The organism is Faecalibacterium sp. i25-0019-C1, assembly GCF_042854225.1.
Lineage (GTDB): Bacteria > Bacillota > Clostridia > Oscillospirales > Ruminococcaceae > Faecalibacterium > Faecalibacterium taiwanense.
The window spans coordinates 2600348-2616698 of record NZ_AP031428.1; the positions used below are offsets into that span (position 1 = coordinate 2600348).

The 16351-nt window shown below is 56.9% G+C and carries 20 protein-coding genes; all 20 read right to left on the bottom strand.

The window, feature by feature from the left end; translation table 11 throughout:
• Positions 1-44 precede the first annotated feature (44 nt).
• Positions 45-1019, bottom strand: a complete 975-nt coding sequence (locus ACGHUK_RS12790; protein ID WP_390574480.1) for a N5-glutamine methyltransferase family protein — start codon at positions 1017-1019, stop codon at positions 45-47.
• The gene (locus ACGHUK_RS12795) at positions 1013-1960 is read right to left on the bottom strand and encodes a DUF1385 domain-containing protein (RefSeq protein ID WP_005937952.1); all 948 of its coding nucleotides are present in this window, start codon (positions 1958-1960) and stop codon (positions 1013-1015) included. The genes ACGHUK_RS12790 and ACGHUK_RS12795 overlap by 7 nt, the downstream gene beginning before the upstream one ends.
• A gap of 62 nt (positions 1961-2022) precedes the next feature.
• Positions 2023-3447, bottom strand: coding sequence for an ATP-binding protein (locus tag ACGHUK_RS12800; protein WP_390574481.1), 1425 nt, complete (start codon positions 3445-3447; stop codon positions 2023-2025).
• A complete protein-coding gene (locus ACGHUK_RS12805) occupies positions 3444-4151 on the bottom strand; it encodes a response regulator transcription factor (protein ID WP_005937958.1) in 708 nt (235 codons plus the stop codon). The genes ACGHUK_RS12800 and ACGHUK_RS12805 overlap by 4 nt, the downstream gene beginning before the upstream one ends.
• An 18-nt stretch (positions 4152-4169) precedes the next feature.
• Positions 4170-5477, bottom strand: coding sequence for a hypothetical protein (locus tag ACGHUK_RS12810; RefSeq protein WP_223388546.1), 1308 nt, complete (start codon positions 5475-5477; stop codon positions 4170-4172).
• A gap of 157 nt (positions 5478-5634) precedes the next feature.
• The gene (locus ACGHUK_RS12815; RefSeq protein ID WP_390574482.1) at positions 5635-6672 is read right to left on the bottom strand and encodes a hypothetical protein; all 1038 of its coding nucleotides are present in this window, start codon (positions 6670-6672) and stop codon (positions 5635-5637) included.
• A gap of 1427 nt (positions 6673-8099) precedes the next feature.
• Positions 8100-8441 (bottom strand): 50S ribosomal protein L17, encoded by a 342-nt coding sequence (rplQ, locus tag ACGHUK_RS12820; RefSeq protein ID WP_005921819.1) that lies wholly within the window; start codon positions 8439-8441, stop codon positions 8100-8102.
• A gap of 23 nt (positions 8442-8464) precedes the next feature.
• A complete protein-coding gene (locus tag ACGHUK_RS12825) occupies positions 8465-9424 on the bottom strand; it encodes a DNA-directed RNA polymerase subunit alpha (protein WP_044953267.1) in 960 nt (319 codons plus the stop codon).
• Between the two features lie 113 nt (positions 9425-9537).
• Positions 9538-10140, bottom strand: coding sequence for a 30S ribosomal protein S4 (gene rpsD / locus ACGHUK_RS12830; RefSeq protein WP_005937973.1), 603 nt, complete (start codon positions 10138-10140; stop codon positions 9538-9540).
• A 20-nt stretch (positions 10141-10160) separates the two neighbouring features.
• Positions 10161-10571 (bottom strand): 30S ribosomal protein S11, encoded by a 411-nt coding sequence (gene rpsK / locus ACGHUK_RS12835; RefSeq protein WP_005934894.1) that lies wholly within the window; start codon positions 10569-10571, stop codon positions 10161-10163.
• 14 nt (positions 10572-10585) lie between these two features.
• A complete protein-coding gene (rpsM, locus tag ACGHUK_RS12840; RefSeq protein WP_005937976.1) occupies positions 10586-10957 on the bottom strand; it encodes a 30S ribosomal protein S13 in 372 nt (123 codons plus the stop codon).
• A gap of 82 nt (positions 10958-11039) precedes the next feature.
• Positions 11040-11153 carry a 50S ribosomal protein L36 gene (rpmJ, locus tag ACGHUK_RS12845; protein WP_005921832.1) on the bottom strand — a complete coding sequence of 38 codons (114 nt, stop codon included), beginning with the start codon at positions 11151-11153 and terminating at the stop codon, positions 11040-11042.
• A 35-nt stretch (positions 11154-11188) separates the two neighbouring features.
• On the bottom strand, positions 11189-11440 hold the full coding sequence (gene infA, locus ACGHUK_RS12850) for a translation initiation factor IF-1 (protein WP_005937979.1): 252 nt from the start codon (positions 11438-11440) through the stop codon (positions 11189-11191).
• 517 nt (positions 11441-11957) lie between these two features.
• A complete protein-coding gene (map, locus tag ACGHUK_RS12855; protein ID WP_097777145.1) occupies positions 11958-12749 on the bottom strand; it encodes a type I methionyl aminopeptidase in 792 nt (263 codons plus the stop codon).
• A 2-nt stretch (positions 12750-12751) separates the two neighbouring features.
• A complete protein-coding gene (locus ACGHUK_RS12860) occupies positions 12752-13384 on the bottom strand; it encodes an adenylate kinase (RefSeq protein ID WP_005937991.1) in 633 nt (210 codons plus the stop codon).
• A 114-nt stretch (positions 13385-13498) separates the two neighbouring features.
• Positions 13499-14794: a preprotein translocase subunit SecY gene (gene secY / locus ACGHUK_RS12865; protein ID WP_005937994.1), complete on the bottom strand. Its 1296-nt coding sequence runs from the start codon at positions 14792-14794 to the stop codon at positions 13499-13501.
• A 1-nt stretch (position 14795) separates the two neighbouring features.
• Positions 14796-15236: a 50S ribosomal protein L15 gene (gene rplO / locus ACGHUK_RS12870; RefSeq protein ID WP_005934902.1), complete on the bottom strand. Its 441-nt coding sequence runs from the start codon at positions 15234-15236 to the stop codon at positions 14796-14798.
• A gap of 20 nt (positions 15237-15256) precedes the next feature.
• Positions 15257-15442 (bottom strand): 50S ribosomal protein L30, encoded by a 186-nt coding sequence (gene rpmD, locus ACGHUK_RS12875; protein ID WP_005934904.1) that lies wholly within the window; start codon positions 15440-15442, stop codon positions 15257-15259.
• 14 nt (positions 15443-15456) lie between these two features.
• A complete protein-coding gene (gene rpsE, locus ACGHUK_RS12880) occupies positions 15457-15957 on the bottom strand; it encodes a 30S ribosomal protein S5 (RefSeq protein ID WP_005937997.1) in 501 nt (166 codons plus the stop codon).
• 19 nt (positions 15958-15976) lie between these two features.
• Positions 15977-16336 (bottom strand): 50S ribosomal protein L18, encoded by a 360-nt coding sequence (rplR, locus tag ACGHUK_RS12885; protein ID WP_005938000.1) that lies wholly within the window; start codon positions 16334-16336, stop codon positions 15977-15979.
• Between the last annotated feature and the right edge of the window lie 15 nt (positions 16337-16351).

The window sequence follows — 16351 nt, forward strand, 5'->3', positions numbered from 1 at the left end:
CAAAATCAAAATATTACAACAAGAAGTTGTTTCTATTTTCACTTTTATTTTTCGGGTCTGTGGGCGATCATGCACCGGTCATTGCCGCCAAAATCCTTGCGGCACTCAATGTCTGCCCAGCCGTTTGCAGCCAGCAGTGCCGCCACAGCCTGCCGCTGCTGCCAGCCGATCTCCAGCACCAGCGCTCCGCCGGGCCGCAGTGCATTCTGGTAATGCTCTGCAAGGGCACGGTAAAACACAAGGCCGTCCTCCCCCGCTTCCAGCGCCATGGCCGGTTCCTGTGCCACCTCCGGCTGCAGGTGCCGCATTTCCTCGGCGGTGAGGTAGGGCGGGTTGGATACGATCAGATCAAGCTGCCCTTCCGGCAGGCCCTGCCAGTAGGTGAACAGGTCGCCCTCCACCGGCTGCACCGCATAGGCTGGCTTTGCCTTTGCGCGCAGAGCGTTCAGCGCCGGCCCCCAGTCAAAGGCCGGGGCATCTGCCTCCTCAAACGCGGTAGGCTCCAGCAAGTCCTCCGTCTGCCCGCCCTGCCCTTTCAGGGCGCAGCGGCAGTTCTTTTCCAGATAAACAAAGGCTTCCGGGCTTTTTTCCACGCAGGTCACCTGCGCCGCCGGGCAGAAGCGCTTGACGCCCAGCCCCAGACAGCCGGTCCCCGCGCAGAGATCCAGCACCCGGGGCGCTGCAATGCCCGTCAGGGTATTGGCAGCCGCTTCCGCTACCACCTCAGTGTCTGCCCGGGGGCAGAGCACACCGGGGCCAACGGCAAGGTCAAAATCCAGAAAGCTCCAGATCCCGCACAGGTATTGCAGCGGTTCCCGCTGCTCACGGCGCGTGCAGAGGGCTTCCAGCTTTTCCGCTTCCTCTGTGGTCAGCACCCGGTCGGAAAGGCGGGCATCCCGCCCGGCTGCCACGCGGAACAGCTCCCGTGCATCGTAATCGGCATCCGGACACCCTGCAGCGGAAAGCCGGGCTTCCACGGCCCGCACCGCTTCGCGCGGGGTCAAACCAGCAATTACCATCTGCCATCCTCCGGGTCCTCGGGCAGCACAGGGGTCACAGCGGCAATGGCCACCTCGATCATGCTGTCGTCCGGTTCAAACACGGTCAGGTGCTGCACCCAGATACCGGGCTGGCGGATGATGCGGGTGGCAATGTTATCGGAACGGCCGCACCACTTGAGCAGCTCATAGCTGATGCCCATGACCAGCGGCAGAAGCAGCAGCTTGAACAGCACCCGCAGGCCAATGCTGCCCCACGGCAGCACGCTGTAGAGGAACACGCTGACGATGACCACCAGAATGAGGAAGCTGGTGCCGCAGCGCGGATGGAACCGAGTGTACTTGCGCACATTCTCCACGGTCAGCTCATCACCGGCCTCATAGCAGGCAATGGTCTTGTGCTCGGCACCGTGGTACTCAAACACGCGGTGGATCTCCTTCATCTTGGAGATGGCCACCATATAGGTGAGGAAGATGCCAACTTTCAGCACCGCTTCCAGCACCACCTTGGCCCAACGGCCCAATGTTACAAAGTGGTTCACACCGCCCACGATGAGGGTGGGCAGCACGGTGAACAGCAAAATCGCCAGCAGGCCGCCCAGTACGGCGGCACAGGCCAGCAGTGCGTCCTCTGCCTTTTTGCCCAAGTGGTCGCCCACCCATTTTTCAAAGGCAGTCTCTTCCTCTTCGGGGTCGTAGTCGTCACCCATGCTCACCTGAGCCGAGTACATCATGTAGCGGTAGCCCACGATCAGGCTTTCGATCATGGAGATGGCACCGCGCACCAGCGGGATCTTTGTCCAGATGCCGTGGTTCTTCACAGGGTCGATCTTGGTCTCAATGGTGCCGTCCGGCTTGCGCACGGCGCAGCAGATGAGCTTCGGGCCGCGCATCATGATGCCTTCCATCAGCGCCTGCCCGCCGACGCTGGTCTTGAAACGTTCCTTTTTGGGTTGATTCATTGGGTTCTCCTATCGGATCATATTTTTTTCGACCATTTTACCACAGAATTGTGACAAAATCTTCACGCCTTATGGTACAGCGGCAAGCCCAGTGTGACCACTGTGCCGCGGCCCAACGTGCTCTTGATGTCCATGGTGCCGTCCAGTGCAGTCATGATGGAATCCACCAGCGCAAGGCCGATGCCGCTGCCCCGCACCGAATTGCTGCCCTTGTAGAACTTGGTCTTGACGTTCTCAAGGTCTTCCGGCGGGATGCCGCGGCCCTGATCGATGATCTCCGCAAAAGCCTTGTATTCGCCCGCCCACAGCTTGACCGTGATGCGCCCGCCGGGGGCCGAGTACTTGATGGCGTTGTCCATGATGTTGATGAACACCTGCCGCAGACGGTCCGGGTCGGCATAGACCGGGATCATCTCCTCCGGCTCGGTGTAGCTGAGCACAAGGCCCTCGCGCTGGATGCGTGCTTCACAGAACAGCACCGCATCGGTCAGCTCTGCCACAAGGTCCAGCGGACGGCAGTCCATACGGATGCGGCCGTTCTGCAGACGGCTGAAATCCAGCAGCTCTTCCACCATGTTGTACAGGCGGCCCGTCTCATTGTTGATGATCTCAAGGCCCTTGCGGTAGTTCTCGTCTGCCGGGTCGTCCAGTGTGCGCAGGGTCTCCACCCAGCCCCGGATGGAGGTGAGCGGCGTGCGCAGCTCGTGAGAGACGGAACTGATGAACTCGTTCTTCATCTTCTCGGTCTCTTCCAGCCCTTCGGCCATCTGGTTGATGGTGCCGCGCAGGCGGTCCACCTCGTCGTGCTCGTTGCCAGTGACCGGCAGGCGCACATCCAGCTCACCCCGGGCGATGCTGGCTGCGGTGCGCTCCACCTGCCCCAGCGGCACCACGATGCTGCGGATGAAGTACAGGCCGGACATCACGGTGAAAGCAAGGATCACCGCCGCGATCACAACACTTACCGCGATGGCGTTCTTGATCTGCGCTCCCACAAGGGTCAGGCTGGTGACAAGACGCATCGCCGCCACATCCTCGGCGGCATAGGGCACCAGATAACAGGCCGCCATCACCAGCTCGCCGGACTGGGTGCGGTAGACCGCCACACCAAGGCCGTCAGAAGCCTCCTGCGCCTGCTCAAAGTCGATACCGGTCACAATGCCGTCCGCATTTGTGCCGCTGGAGGACGCAATGACCCCGCCATAGCTGTCCAGCAGCATGAACTCGTATTTGTCCTTATCGGCAAACTGCTCCACCATGCGGCGCAGGGCCACGCTGCGGGTAGCCGCCGTGCTCTGCACCGTATCGCCGGTGTACATTTTCAGCTGGCCGGACACCGAAGAGAACCGCCGGTACATGGTCTGCTGCACGCTGTTATAATAGCTGCGTGTGTAGTTGTACAGGAACATGGTTTCGGCCAGCAGCACCAGCAGCACGGTGATGAGCAGGTTGCCCCGCAGCCACCGGCTGGTGATCCCGCTTCTCATTCTTCCCATCTGTAACCGTAACCCCACACAGTAAGGATATGGGTGGGATGGCTGGGTTCATCCTCCACCTTCATGCGCAGACGGCGGATGTTCACATCCACGATCTTCACGTCACCAAAATAGTTCTCGCCCCAGACACCCTTCAAGATCTTCTCGCGCACCAGCGCAATGCCGGGGTTGCGGAAGAACAGCTCCATGATCTGGAATTCCACCTGCGTCAGCTCAATAGGCTGGCCTGCCTTGAGCAGCACGCGGCGGTTCTCGTCCAGCACAAATTCGCCGCTGGTGAGCATCCCCAGCGGGTTTTCCTTTTCTTTTTCGTCCCCGCCTGCAGTACGGCCGACGCGGCGGCACAGCGCTTTCACACGGGCCAGCAGTTCGCTTACACTGAAAGGCTTGGTCATATAGTCATCGGCACCAATAGAAAGGCCGCGGATCTTGTCCTGCTCCTGTCCCTTGGCGCTGAGGATGATAATACCGATCTTCTGATCGGTGCGGCGGATGGTCTCGCACAGGGAGAAGCCGTTCATGCCCGGCAGCATCACATCCAGAATGGCCGCATCGCAGCCCGGCTTCTTCTCCAGCAGCGGCAGAGCCGCCTCGGCGCTTTCGGCCTCCACAGCCTCCATGCCCGCAAGGCGCAGGTTCAGCGCGATCATCTCGCGGATGTTGGCTTCATCTTCAACGACAAGCACTCGTACCATGAACTGTTCCTCCGTTCTTTAGTTGAGCAGATACAGCGCCTTGGACAGGCGGTAATTTTTATCACGGATCTCCACATCCGGGGCAAGCTTCGCCTGCATCTGGCGGGATGCCACGATGCCAAGGCGGGTCCAGCCCTTCAGGCTGGAGGTGGTGCGCACCAGACGCAGGGTCATTACCAGCTGGTCTTCGTCCACCGTGCGCAGCTCCACTGCACCATCATATTGTTCGCTGTCGGTCAGTTTGAGGTTGCCCTCCCACTCCATGGGCAGCTCGATATAGCAGTTGGTCTCTTCGTCCAGCAGCCCGAAGCTTTTTTCCGGGTGCGGGCTGGTATAGTCCATCCACACGATAAAATCCATGCGGCGGCTCTGGCTCATGTTCAGCAGGCCCGCTTCGTCCGGCTGGGTGGGGATCTCCACGATGCCGTCGCCGTCCAGATCCTGACTGACCAGACTGGGCACATTGCGCAGGGATGCGGTGTAAAGCTTTTCGGTGCTGATCTGATCGGCAGGCACCATCTGCTGCGTGTCCTCGTCAAAACGCAGCAGCACGCTGGCCAGATTGTTGCCGGAAATGCCGGTCCAGCCATCCAACACCAGATAATGCCTGCCGTCCGCACCCACACCCGCCGCCACCGAGGCGCAGCCGGCGAACCGATTGGCGGAAAGGCCCATAACAGCCACCTGCTGGAAGCTGCCCTCTTTATCCACGGTCAGCAGTTCGATCTGCACGCCGCCGTCCTCCAGCGTAGACATCAGGATCAGGTCCTGATTGCCGCCGCCGGTGATATCCTCCACCAGATACTGCTGGTACTGCTGCTCCAGGATCGTGGAAAGCACGCCGTCGGTGTAGGAATACACAGCCAGATAATGGTCGCCCTGTGCCGCTGTATAACCCACCACCAGTTGGGTGGCATCGCCGGGCTGCAGCTGGGCCAGCCCCACCGACTCTACCGTGTCTGCAAGGCCCTCTACGTTCTGGCGCACATGCCAGATGTCGGCATCATCCTTCTGCAGGATGGCAATGCACACGTTGGAGCTTTGGGCGGTGGTGTAAAGCACGGCGGCATCCTGCCTGCCGTCACCGTCCAGATCCTGCAGCAGGAAAGGCGAAAGCAGGTCGCCCTGCATGGGATATTTGAGCTGTGCGCTCTCCCCCAGCCAGTCGTTCAGGGCAGTCTGCACATCGCCGTAATCGCCGGAAAGCTTGGGCGCACGCAGAAGCTCTTCCACCTGCACCTGTTCACCGGGCATGCTGCAGCCTGCCAGAAGCAGGCACAGCAGCACGCAAGCCAACCACCGGCCAAAATGATTCGGATGTTTCAACCGCTGCGCCTCCTCTGTGTGGAAAACTTGTCCGGCCAAAGGCCGAAAACATGCTATTGTCAGTATACCACGGGCCGGGCGCAATGCCAACACCTGAAAATGAGAAAGAGGCCGCCGCACAGCCTTTTGTGCAGCAGCCCCTTTGGGGTTTCAGCGGTTATTCTTCGGTCTTGTCAAACAAGCCTTTTTCTTTTGCGGCGTTCCAGGTCAGGCAGGTGCGCAGCTTGCTGACGGGGAAGGCCGGGTGGAATTTATTGTTGTCCGCATCGTCCTTCATCAGATCCTGCTCCACTGCCCAGCGGGCGGCCTTTTGTGCGTCGGTATCGCCCTCGTCGATGTCGCTGTAGAGGGCGGTGCTTACAGGCTCAGGCTTCCCGGCGTGCTCCCACAGCAGCTCGGCCAGCTCGATGCGGTTGGAGGGCATGGGGATGCCGGGCATATTGATGACGCGGTAGATGCCGGTGCCGGCTTCATAGATAATAGCACCTGCGGCAGCACCCACGACCACAGCAGAGATCGCGCCCTGAATGTTGCCGGTATCGCTGGGTCCAACCGGGTCGGGGCCATCCGGGCCAATGGGGTCATCCGCGAAGGTTGCCGTCACCTCTACATTAGCATCCGGCATGGTAAAGGTCACCTTGGTGGGGTCGTCCGCGTCCGGCTTCAGGAAGGTCGGGTCTTGCTCAACACCATTCACCTTCACCGTCCAGCCGATGAAGTGCTGTCCATCCGGCACAGTGGCTGTCAGGTGCACGGTTTCACCCACCGGCACAGCGCTGCCGCTCGGTACGGACGCATCGCTGCCTTCAATGGTCGCCGTCACATGGTCGCCGACCCTCAGAGTGGGGTTCAGAGTGGGGTTGCTCGCAAAGTTTGCCGTCACTTCCACATTCTTACTCGGCATCGTAAAGGTCGCCTTGGTGGGGTCGTTCTCGTCCGGGGTCTTCAGGAAGGTGTCTGCTTTCTGTTCCTCATCGCCTACCTTCACCGTCCAGCCGGTGAAGTGCTGTCCCTCCGGCGCAATGGCTGTCAGGTGCACTTTGGTGTCTGCGGCCACAGGGACATTCAGCACTTTGTCCTCAAGCTCTGCGGTAACATTCTCACCGGTAATCACACTGTGCATCGAGCGCACATAGCCGCAGGTGTCGCAGTAAGGATCTGTTGCATCGGTGTAATCATGGGTAGTTTTCGCCACCTGTTCAGCCGTCAGGCCCGGGCAGTTTGCAGTAGTGCACTCCCTCCAGTGTTTGGTACCGTCATGTTGCCACTGGTAATTATGCCAATGCACATTCAGTACAACATTCAATTTTTGGTTTTGTCCGATATCATAATCGTAGCGGAACGTCTTGGAATTGGGATCAACCGTAAGGATATTTTCATTTTCATTGATTGTACCGCCACGTGTAGCAGTTGCTTTGCTTGCGTCAAAGTGTCCCGGCAAAGTGGTAAGGTCAAACTTTCCATCGCCTTCAACTGCAATATTATAGCTGCAGTCCTTCCCAACAAACGTCGCCAAAGCCGTATTGTTCGTTGCATCCAGCGACGTCAGATTTGTATTAGAAACAAACAACTTCTTCAGCTTCGTGTTCGCACTTACATTCAATGCACTCAGTGGATTTTTCCAGCATTTTAACACTTCCAATTCTGTCTGATTCCTCAGATCCAGATTGCTCAATTTACTCTCATAACACGAGAGCTCTTTAAGTTTTTTATTTTCACTGACATCCAATTCCGTCAGATTGTTGGTTCCGCAGCTTAATTTCACTAATTCCTTGTTTTGACTTACATTCAATGTATCCAGGTGGTTATCTTGACAATCAAAATCTTCCAGCTTCTCATTTTTGCTCACGTCGATCGACGGTAACGCATTGTGCCCACAGTAGAATGTTTCCAATAGCGGCAACCCGCTTACATCCAGCTCATTCAATTGGTTATGATGACAGTTAATATACGACAGGTTTTTGTTGTGGCTCAAATCTATCGTTGTCAGATTATTATAATAGCACTCGAGGAGCCAGATGTTCGTAAAAAACTCGATTCCCTTTAAGTTACTTATTTCTTTATTATCACAAGAAATCCACTTTGCGTTCGCGATCTCACTTGGGCTGAAATACTTGTCTTGATTTTTATCCCATTCTCTCGCCACATAGTCTCTAAAATTTTCGTCCGGAAAGTTTTTCTCGTTGATTGCAATATACCCCTCCGGCACAGCAGCATCCGCCTGCGCACTCGCGCCATTTTCCTGTTCTTCCGCCCCCGGCTCCGCCGCAAACGCGCCCACCGGCAGGGCTGACAGCATCATGCACACCGCAAGTGCTGCACTGAGAAGTCTCGTACTCTTTTTTCTCATGTTCTCTTCCCCTTTTCGTTTGTTATTTTGCAGGCACCCACCCCAAAAGGCACCGTCTGCTCTTTAAGTTTACCCCCCCCCCCATACAACATATCAAGAGGCATTTTGCTAGAAAATAGGTTCGAGTTTTTAGTGGACTTGTTGAAATGTTTGCGGTTTTGCCTGCTATTCCCGGGAACATTCAGAAGCAATGAAAATGCCACGCAAAAAAAAAGCCCTCTCCCATTGCTGGGAAAGGGCTTTTGAACACTGTATCAAACAGTCAGAGCAGATCAGACGAGCTCCAGAACTGCCATCTCAGCAGCGTCGCCGCGGCGAGCGCCGATCTTGATGATGCGGGTGTAGCCGCCGTTGCGGTCAGCGTACTTGGGGCTGATCTCATCAAACAGCTTCTTTGCAACATCTTCCTTGGTGATGTAGGCATAAACCTGACGCTTGGTGTGCAGGTCGCTTGCCTTGCCAAGGCTGATCATCTTCTCGGCCATGGAACGAACGTCCTTAGCGCGAGTGACAGTGGTCTCAATCTTGCCATTCTCTAACAGGTAGGTAACCATAGCGCGCATCATAGCGTTGCGGCTGTCGCTGGTTCTACCGAGCTTTCTGGTACCGGGCATCCCGTTTCACTCCTTAATTATTTTTAGTTATCGTCATCCGTGTTCAGCTTGAAGCCCAGAGAATCCAGCTTTGCCATGACCTCTTCCAGGCTCTTGCGACCGAGGTTGCGAACCTTCATCATCTCGTCCTCGCTCTTGCTGACCAGATCTTCCACCGTGTTGATGCCTGCGCGCTTCAGGCAGTTGAAGGAACGCACGCTCAGATCCAGCTCTTCAATGGTCATTTCCAGAGCCTTTTCCTTGTCGTCGTTGGTCTTCTCCACCATGATCTCAGCGCCGGCTGCCTCATCGGACAGGTTGACGAACAGGTTCAGGTGCTCGGTCAGCACACGGGCAGCCAGAGAAACGGCTTCCTGCGCATTGATCGTGCCATCGGTCCAAACCTCAATGGTCAGCTTGTCATAATCGATCGCCTGGCCAACACGGGTGCTCTCGACGTTGTAGTTCACCTTGAGCACAGGGGTGTAAATGCTGTCAACGGGAAGAGTATTGATATCGTTCTTCTCGATGATAGCCTGTTTGTTGCGCTCTGCGGGCACATAGCCGCGGCCCTTATCGAAGGTCAGCTCCATGACGAGCTTGCCGCCCTCGCCCAGGGTTGCGATGTGCCACTCAGGATTCAGAATTTCGATGTCGTCGCCCTGCTTGATGTTGTCAGCGGTGACCTCACAGGGGCCGACTGCCTCAACACGCACTGTCTTCGGACCATCGGTGTACAGCTTTGCAGCAATACCCTTCAGGTTCAGGACAATTTCGGTAACGTCTTCCTTGACGCCCTCAATGGTGGAGAACTCGTGAACCACGCCATCAATCTTGACGCTGGTCACGGCGACACCGGGCAGAGAGGAAAGAAGCACACGACGCAGGCTATTGCCCAGTGTGATGCCAAAGCCACGCTCCAGCGGTTCTGCCACGAATTTGCCGTAGCGGCCGTCCGGGGACAGGCTTGCCGTTTCGATTTTGGGACGTTCAATCTCCATCATATCTATGCCCTCCTTGTCAAACCGGCGCTGCCGCCGGCCCATTATTAAATTCTTTCAAAGAAAAGAATGCGAAAGTGAGCCGTCCACGGGGAAGGCCCAGCCTTCTTAATGGATTACTTGGAGTACAGCTCGACGATGAGGTGCTCTGCGACTTCGTAGTCGATATCGCTGCGCTCGGGCAGCTTTGCGACAACACCCTTCAGAGAACCGGTCTCACGGTTCAGCCATGCGGGCAGAGCAACAACGGGAGCCTCGGGGCCGGTCAGCTTTGCAAACTTTGCAGAGCTGCGGCTGGACTCGCGCACTTCGATCACGTCGCCAGCCTTCACCTGGTAAGAAGGAATGTTGACCTTCTTGCCGTTGACGGTGAAGTGAGCGTGGGACACCAGCTGACGAGCGTCGCGGCGGGTCTGAGCAAAGCCCAGACGGAACACGACGTTGTCCAGACGGCACTCCATGATCTGCAGCAGGTTCTCACCAGTCTTGCCGGGGCGGGCCTCAGCACGCAGGTAAGCATTGTGGAACTGCTTTTCCAGAACGCCGTAGATAAACTTGACCTTCTGCTTCTCCTTCAGCTGAGATGCGTACTCAGACTGCTTCTTGCGCATGTTGCCATTGGAGTTGCGGGTGGTATTCTTCTTTGCATAGCCCATGACCGCAGGAGAAATGCCCAGGGCCTTGCAACGCTTTGCGATAGGCTGCGTATTCTTTGCCATAATTCAATTTCCTCCTTCGATCAGACACGACGGCGCTTCGGGGGACGGCAGCCATTGTGGGGGATGGGAGTCACGTCCTTGATCAGGGTGACTTCCAGGCCGGTAGCCTGCAGCGCACGAATAGCGGACTCACGGCCAGCGCCGGGGCCCTTGACGTAGACCTCAACGGTCTTCATGCCATGCTCGATAGCAACCTTGGCTGCGGTCTCAGCAGCAGACTGGGCTGCGAACGGAGTGCTCTTACGGCTGCCGCGGAAGTTCAGGGAGCCGGAGGAGCACCAAGACACTGCATTACCCTGCAGGTCGGTGATGGTGACAACAGTATTGTTGAAGGTAGACTGGATATGAGCCTGACCAGCAGCAATGTTCTTGCGCTCTTTGCGCTTCATGCGGACATTAGCGCCCTTCTTGGCATTATTTGCACTTGCCATTTCTCAAATCCTCCTTACTTCTTCTTGTTAGCGACAGTGCGCTTGGGACCCTTGCAGGTACGTGCATTGGTCTTGGTACGCTGGCCGCGGCAGGGCAGATTCTTGCGATGGCGGGTGCCACGGAAGGACTGGATCTCAACCAGGCGCTTGATGTCCAGAGCAACGTTGCGGCGCAGGTCGCCTTCAACGATGATGTTAGCCTGATCGATGTAGTCACGGATCTTAGCCTCTTCTTCCAGAGTCAGGTCCTTGACGCGGGTATCGGGGTTGATGCCAGTTGCTTCCAGGATCTTGTTAGCAGTGGTCTGGCCGATACCATAAACGTAGGTGAGACCCACCTGAACGCGCTTCTCGCGGGGCAGGTCAACGCCGGCAATACGTGCCATAGTAGTTTCCTCCAAAAATCATCCCATGTCAGTGTCGGGGTCTGCGCCGGGACTCTACGCACTTGACCCCCAGGCGCCCGAATTAGCCCTGGCGCTGCTTATGCTTGGGGTTCTGGCAGATGACCATCACGCGGCCTTTGCGGCGGATGACCTTGCACTTTTCGCAGATGGGTTTCACGGAAGGCTTGACCTTCATGATGTTGAACCTCCTTTTGGTTGATACCCTGGTGCTTATTTGGAGCGCCAGGTGATGCGGCCCTTAGAAAGATCATAGGGCGACATTTCCACGGTAACCTTGTCCCCGGGCAGGATACGGATGAAATTGGTCCGCAGCTTGCCGGAGATGTGCGCTAAGAGGATGTGACCGCTGGGAGTGAGCTTCCCGGTGTTCTTATCCTCGCTCAACATTTCCACCTTAAAGATGGCGTTGGGCATGGCTTCACGCACAATGCCTTCGATCTCGATAACGTCTTCCTTAGACAAGCTATTTGCCTCCTCATTGGATCTGCTCAGTTTGTCGTTGAACCTGAACCGGTGCCTTTGCCTTGGAACCCTGAAAGCGCCGCGGTTTTCACGTGCCTGCGCCCGTTTGACCGCAGCTTGCCGCTTCAGCGTTCTCCAGTTCCAGTGCCGGTCCACAGACGGACAGGCGGCGATGATCGCCACATACTTCATCTTTCGCGGCACAAAATCCGCAAAACGGGCAGAAAATCCCTGTCCGCCGAGGAAGTATCTGGCTTCCACAGCCATTTATAGATTATACACCTTTTGTTGTCAATTTGCAAGAGCTTTTTTCCGTATTTCCGATAAAAAATTCTCGAAATTCAAAAGCTGTCCTTTCTCTCCCCGGTCTTGGTTTTTCTCCACCGCAAAGATGAAACTTTTTCACCAAAAGTTGTCATAATTGCACAAACAGCAGGTCTGTCCCTGCAAAAACGCCGCCTGCGGCGGAGCATTTCTGCTCTTCACAGGCGGCGCTTCTCATATTTCAGGGATTAGCTTACTTCAGGCTGAACTTTTCCGGGTCAAAATCCGGGTCATCCCAGAAGCGGGTCATGATCTCAGTGTGATCCTTCAGGATCGCATTGGAGTGCTCAAAGTGCGCAGCCAGACCACCGTCCTTGGTCTTGACGGTCCAGCCGTCCTTGGACTGGGTGATCTTGCAGTCGTACTGGCAGATCATGGGCTCAATGGCAATGGTCATGCCGGGCACAAGGCGCGGGCCGCGGCCCTGATGGCCGTAGTTGGGCACTTCCGGGTCCTCGTGCAGCTCACGGCCGGTGCCGTGGCCCACGAACTCGCGGACGACCGAGAAACCGGCATCCTCGCAGTAGCTCTGCACGGCATAGCCAATGTCGCCGATGCGGTTGCCGGCCACAGCCTGCTCGATGCCCTTATACAGAGCAGCCTTGGTCACATCCAGCAGGCGCTGTGCTTCCAGATCGACCTTGCCTACCGCATAGGTGCAGGCATTGTCGCCGTTGAAGCCATCGATCTTTGCGCCAGTGTCGATGCTGACGATATCACCGGGACGAATGACGATGTCATGCGAAGGGATACCATGGATGATGGTATCGTTCAGGCTGATGCAGGCCGTGCCCGGAAAGCCATACAGACCCTTGAAATTGGGTGTGCCGCCGTGCTTCACGATGAAGTCGTAGATCAGCTTATCCAATTCCCATGTGGTCATACCTGCTTCGATATGCTCACCGCCGTACTTCAGGGCAGCTGCGCTCAGGGCATTTGCCTTGCGCATGCCGTCCAGCTCTTTCGCATTTTTGATCTGAATCACAATTATGCCTCCAAAGCCTTCATGACTTCAGCCGTGGTCTCCTCGATGGAGGGGCAGAACTTGATCTCTGCCAGCTTGCCGCGGGTACGGTAGAACTCCACCAGCGGCTCGGTCTGCTCATGATATGCTTTCAGACGATCCAGCACGGTGGCAGGCTGGTCGTCCTTGCGGATGACGGTCTTGCCGCCGCACAGGTCGCACACACCCTCGACCTTGCTCTTCTTGTTGACGATGTGGTAGCTTGCGCCGCACTTCTCGCAGACGCGGCGGCCGCTCATGCGGTCAACGATCACATTGTCCTCGACCTGCAGCTCCAGCACCTTGTCGATACGGATGCCCATGGTCTCGATGGCCTCGGCCTGAGCGATGGTGCGGGGCACACCGTCCAGGATGAAGCCGTTTGCGCAGTCCGGCTGAGCCAGACGCTCTTTCAGGATGCCGATGATGACCTCATCGGGCACCAGAGCGCCAGCATCCATAAAGCTCTTTGCCTTCAGGCCCATCTCGGTGCCTTCCTTGACAGCAGCGCGCAGAATGTTGCCGGTGCTGATGGAGGGGATGTTCAGCTTGGCGCAGATGATCTCGGCCTGCGTGCCCTTACCAGCACCAGGTGCGCCCAACAGGATCAGATTCATAGGATCATTCCTTTCCTTTGTTAGAGGATGTAAACTCCAAAAAAGTAAAAAAGCACTGAAAAGTTCGAGCGTACTCTCCTTTCCAGTGCTTTCTCACATCTTAATTATTGTGGATCAACCAAGGAAGCCCTTGTGGTTGCGCATCGTCATGAAGCTGTCGAGGCTGCGGGTGGTATCAAGTGCCACACCGACCACGATCAGCAGGCTGGTACCGCCCAGCTGGATGCTCATACCGGTCAGGTTGCCCAGAATGATCGGCAGCACAGCCACCGCAGCCAGGAAGATGGCACCGATGAGGGTGATCTTGTTCAGGGTGCGGGTGATGAAATCGCTGGTCGGCTTGCCGGGACGGAAGCCGGGGATCGAGCCGTTGTTGCGGCGCAGATTGTTGGCGATCTCAACGGGGTTGTACTGGATGGCCACATAGAAGTAGTTGAATGCCAGAATCAGCAGCAGGTAGATCACAACGTACAGCCAGGAGGTGTAGTTGAAGGTGTGGAAGAATGCATACCACACCGGGTGTGCCTGCTGGTCGATCTGCAGGAAGCTGCCGATGGTGCCCGGGATGGACACCAGAGCCGAAGCGAAGATGATGGGCATAACGCCGCTCATGTTCAGCTTCAGGGGCAGATAGCTGTTCTGACCGCCCATCTGCTTGCGGCCTACCACGCGCTTTGCGTACTGAATGGTGATGCGGCGCTCTGCGTTGGTCATGACGACCACGAAGACCACAGCCACCAGTGCCAGCACGATCAGCAGCGGCAGGAAGAAGTAGTACTGGGGCTTGCCGGACGCTGCCTGAGTCAGCAGACCCTTGACAGAGGTGTACAGCGAAGACCAGTTGGAGACGATCGAAGCAAAGATGATGAGCGAGACACCGTTGCCGATGCCCTTGTCATCGATCTGCTCACCGCACCATGTGATCAGCTGTGCGCCGGCCACAAAGGTTGCGATGATGACGATGGCGGCAAAGATGCCGGCACCGCCGGAAACGTACTTCAGTGCGCCCATATTGCGGATCACGAAGTAGTAGCCGATGCTCATGATCAGAGCGACCACAGCACCTGCGTACCGGTTGATCTGCTGCAGCTTCTGCTGGCCGTCGGCTTCCTTTGCCAGATTTTCCAGCGCGGGAATTGCCACGGTGAGCAGCTGCACAATAATGGAGGCGTTGATATAGGGTGTCACACCTAACGCGAAGAGCGTGCAACGGGCCAGAGCACCACCGCTCATCATGTTCAGATAGGAGAGCATGTCGCCGTTTGCGAACATCTGCGTCAGCGCAGAGCCGGAAACGAACGGAACGGGGATGGCACAGCCCAGACGGTACACCACGAGGATCGCCAGCGTGAACAGGAGACGATTTTTAAGCTCGGGGATCTTCCATGCGTTACGGAATGTCTGGAACACCTTACATCACCTCAGCCTTTCCGCCTGCCTTCTCGATTTTCTCTTTGGCAGAAGCGGAATAGGCTGCGGCCTTCACGGTCAGAGCCTTGGTCAGCTCGCCGTTGCCCAGAACCTTAACGCCGTCCAGAGTCTTCTTGACCAGACCCTTTGCCTTCAGAGCCTCGGTATCGACGACATCGCCGGCATTGAAAGCAGCTTCCAGATCAGCCACGTTGACGATGGCGTACTGGGTAGCAAAGATGTTGTTAAAGCCAACCTTGGGCAGGCGGCGTGCCAGAGGCATCTGGCCGCCCTCGAAACCAGCGTGCTTCACGCCGGAACGGGCCTTCTGGCCCTTGCTGCCGAAGCCGGCAGTCTTGCCATTGCCGGAGCCAATGCCGCGGCCCTTGCGGGTCACAGCCTTGTTTGCGCCGGGAATCGCGTGCAATTCATGAAGTTTCATTATGCGTATACCCCCTGCTATTAGGCTTCGGTGACGCTGAGCATAAAGCCGATCTTTGCGATCTTGCCCTGCGTAGCGGCATTGTCAGGCTGAACGGTAACGTCGCCCGGCTTCTTCAGGCCCAGAGCCTCAGCGGTAGCGATCTGCTTAGCGCCGCGGCCAATCAGGCTCTTCTTCAGCTCGATCTTGAGCATCTTATCTGCCATGGTTTGTTACCTCCTTAACCCAGAATTTCTTTCACGGTCTTGCCGCGCTTCTCAGCGACAGACTCAGCGCTGACCAGGCCGCACAGACCTGCGAAGGTAGCAGAAACAACGTTGATGGGGTTGTTGGAACGCATAGACTTCGCACGAATGTCCTTGATGCCAGCAGCCTCAATGACGGCACGCACAGGGCCGCCGGCGATCATACCGGTACCAGGTGCAGCCGGCTTGAGCAGAACGGCGCCTGCGCCGTACTTGCCGACGATCTCGTGGGGGATGGTGGTGCCCTTCAGGGCAACCTTGTGCATGTTCTTCTTAGCAGCAGCTTCGCCCTTGCGGATTGCCTCAGGCACTTCGCCGGACTTGCCGATGCCGTAACCAATGGTGCCCTTGCCGTCGCCCACGACAACCAGAGCGGCAAACTTCATGATGCGGCCGCCCTTGACAGTCTTGGAAACGCGGTTGATGGAGACAACCTTGGTGATCATGCCGTCGTCTTCACGGTTTCTCATAGCCATAATGTGTTTCCTCCTCTCATTACAGCTTCAGGCCGCCCTCACGGGCGCCATCAGCCAGGGCCTTAACACGGCCATGATAAACGTAGCCACCACGGTCGAACACGACCTCGGTGATGCCCTTTTCCAGAGCCTTTGCTGCGATCTTCTTGCCGATCTCAGCAGCGGCCTCGACGTTGCCGCCGTTGCCGTTGAAGTCCTTGTCCATAGTAGAAGCCGACACCAGAGTCACGCCCTGCTCATCATCGATGATCTGAGCGTAAATGTGCTTGGCGGAGCGGAAAACATCCAGGCGAGGACGTGCTGCGGTGCCGCTGATCTTGTTACGAACGCGGCGATGACGACGAAGACGAGCTTCGTTCTTGTCGATCTGCTTAACCATTGTCTTTCACTCCTT

What these genes read in the sequence shown, in the direction of transcription:
- ACGHUK_RS12790 (WP_390574480.1), bottom strand. Translation starts at nt 1,019, where the DNA reads ATGGTAATTGCTGGTTTGACCCCGCGCGAAGCGGTGCGGGCCGTGGAA.
- ACGHUK_RS12795 (WP_005937952.1), bottom strand. Translation starts at nt 1,960, where the DNA reads ATGAATCAACCCAAAAAGGAACGTTTCAAGACCAGCGTCGGCGGGCAG.
- ACGHUK_RS12800 (WP_390574481.1), bottom strand. Translation starts at nt 3,447, where the DNA reads ATGAGAAGCGGGATCACCAGCCGGTGGCTGCGGGGCAACCTGCTCATC.
- ACGHUK_RS12805 (WP_005937958.1), bottom strand. Translation starts at nt 4,151, where the DNA reads ATGGTACGAGTGCTTGTCGTTGAAGATGAAGCCAACATCCGCGAGATG.
- rplQ (WP_005921819.1), bottom strand. Translation starts at nt 8,441, where the DNA reads ATGCCCGGTACCAGAAAGCTCGGTAGAACCAGCGACAGCCGCAACGCT.
- ACGHUK_RS12825 (WP_044953267.1), bottom strand. Translation starts at nt 9,424, where the DNA reads ATGATGGAGATTGAACGTCCCAAAATCGAAACGGCAAGCCTGTCCCCG.
- rpsD (WP_005937973.1), bottom strand. Translation starts at nt 10,140, where the DNA reads ATGGCAAAGAATACGCAGCCTATCGCAAAGCGTTGCAAGGCCCTGGGC.
- rpsK (WP_005934894.1), bottom strand. Translation starts at nt 10,571, where the DNA reads ATGGCAAGTGCAAATAATGCCAAGAAGGGCGCTAATGTCCGCATGAAG.
- rpsM (WP_005937976.1), bottom strand. Translation starts at nt 10,957, where the DNA reads ATGGCACGTATTGCCGGCGTTGACCTGCCCCGCGAGAAGCGCGTTCAG.
- rpmJ (WP_005921832.1), bottom strand. Translation starts at nt 11,153, where the DNA reads ATGAAGGTCAAGCCTTCCGTGAAACCCATCTGCGAAAAGTGCAAGGTC.
- ACGHUK_RS12860 (WP_005937991.1), bottom strand. Translation starts at nt 13,384, where the DNA reads ATGAATCTGATCCTGTTGGGCGCACCTGGTGCTGGTAAGGGCACGCAG.
- rplO (WP_005934902.1), bottom strand. Translation starts at nt 15,236, where the DNA reads ATGAAACTTCATGAATTGCACGCGATTCCCGGCGCAAACAAGGCTGTG.
- rpmD (WP_005934904.1), bottom strand. Translation starts at nt 15,442, where the DNA reads ATGGCAGATAAGATGCTCAAGATCGAGCTGAAGAAGAGCCTGATTGGC.
- rpsE (WP_005937997.1), bottom strand. Translation starts at nt 15,957, where the DNA reads ATGGCTATGAGAAACCGTGAAGACGACGGCATGATCACCAAGGTTGTC.
- rplR (WP_005938000.1), bottom strand. Translation starts at nt 16,336, where the DNA reads ATGGTTAAGCAGATCGACAAGAACGAAGCTCGTCTTCGTCGTCATCGC.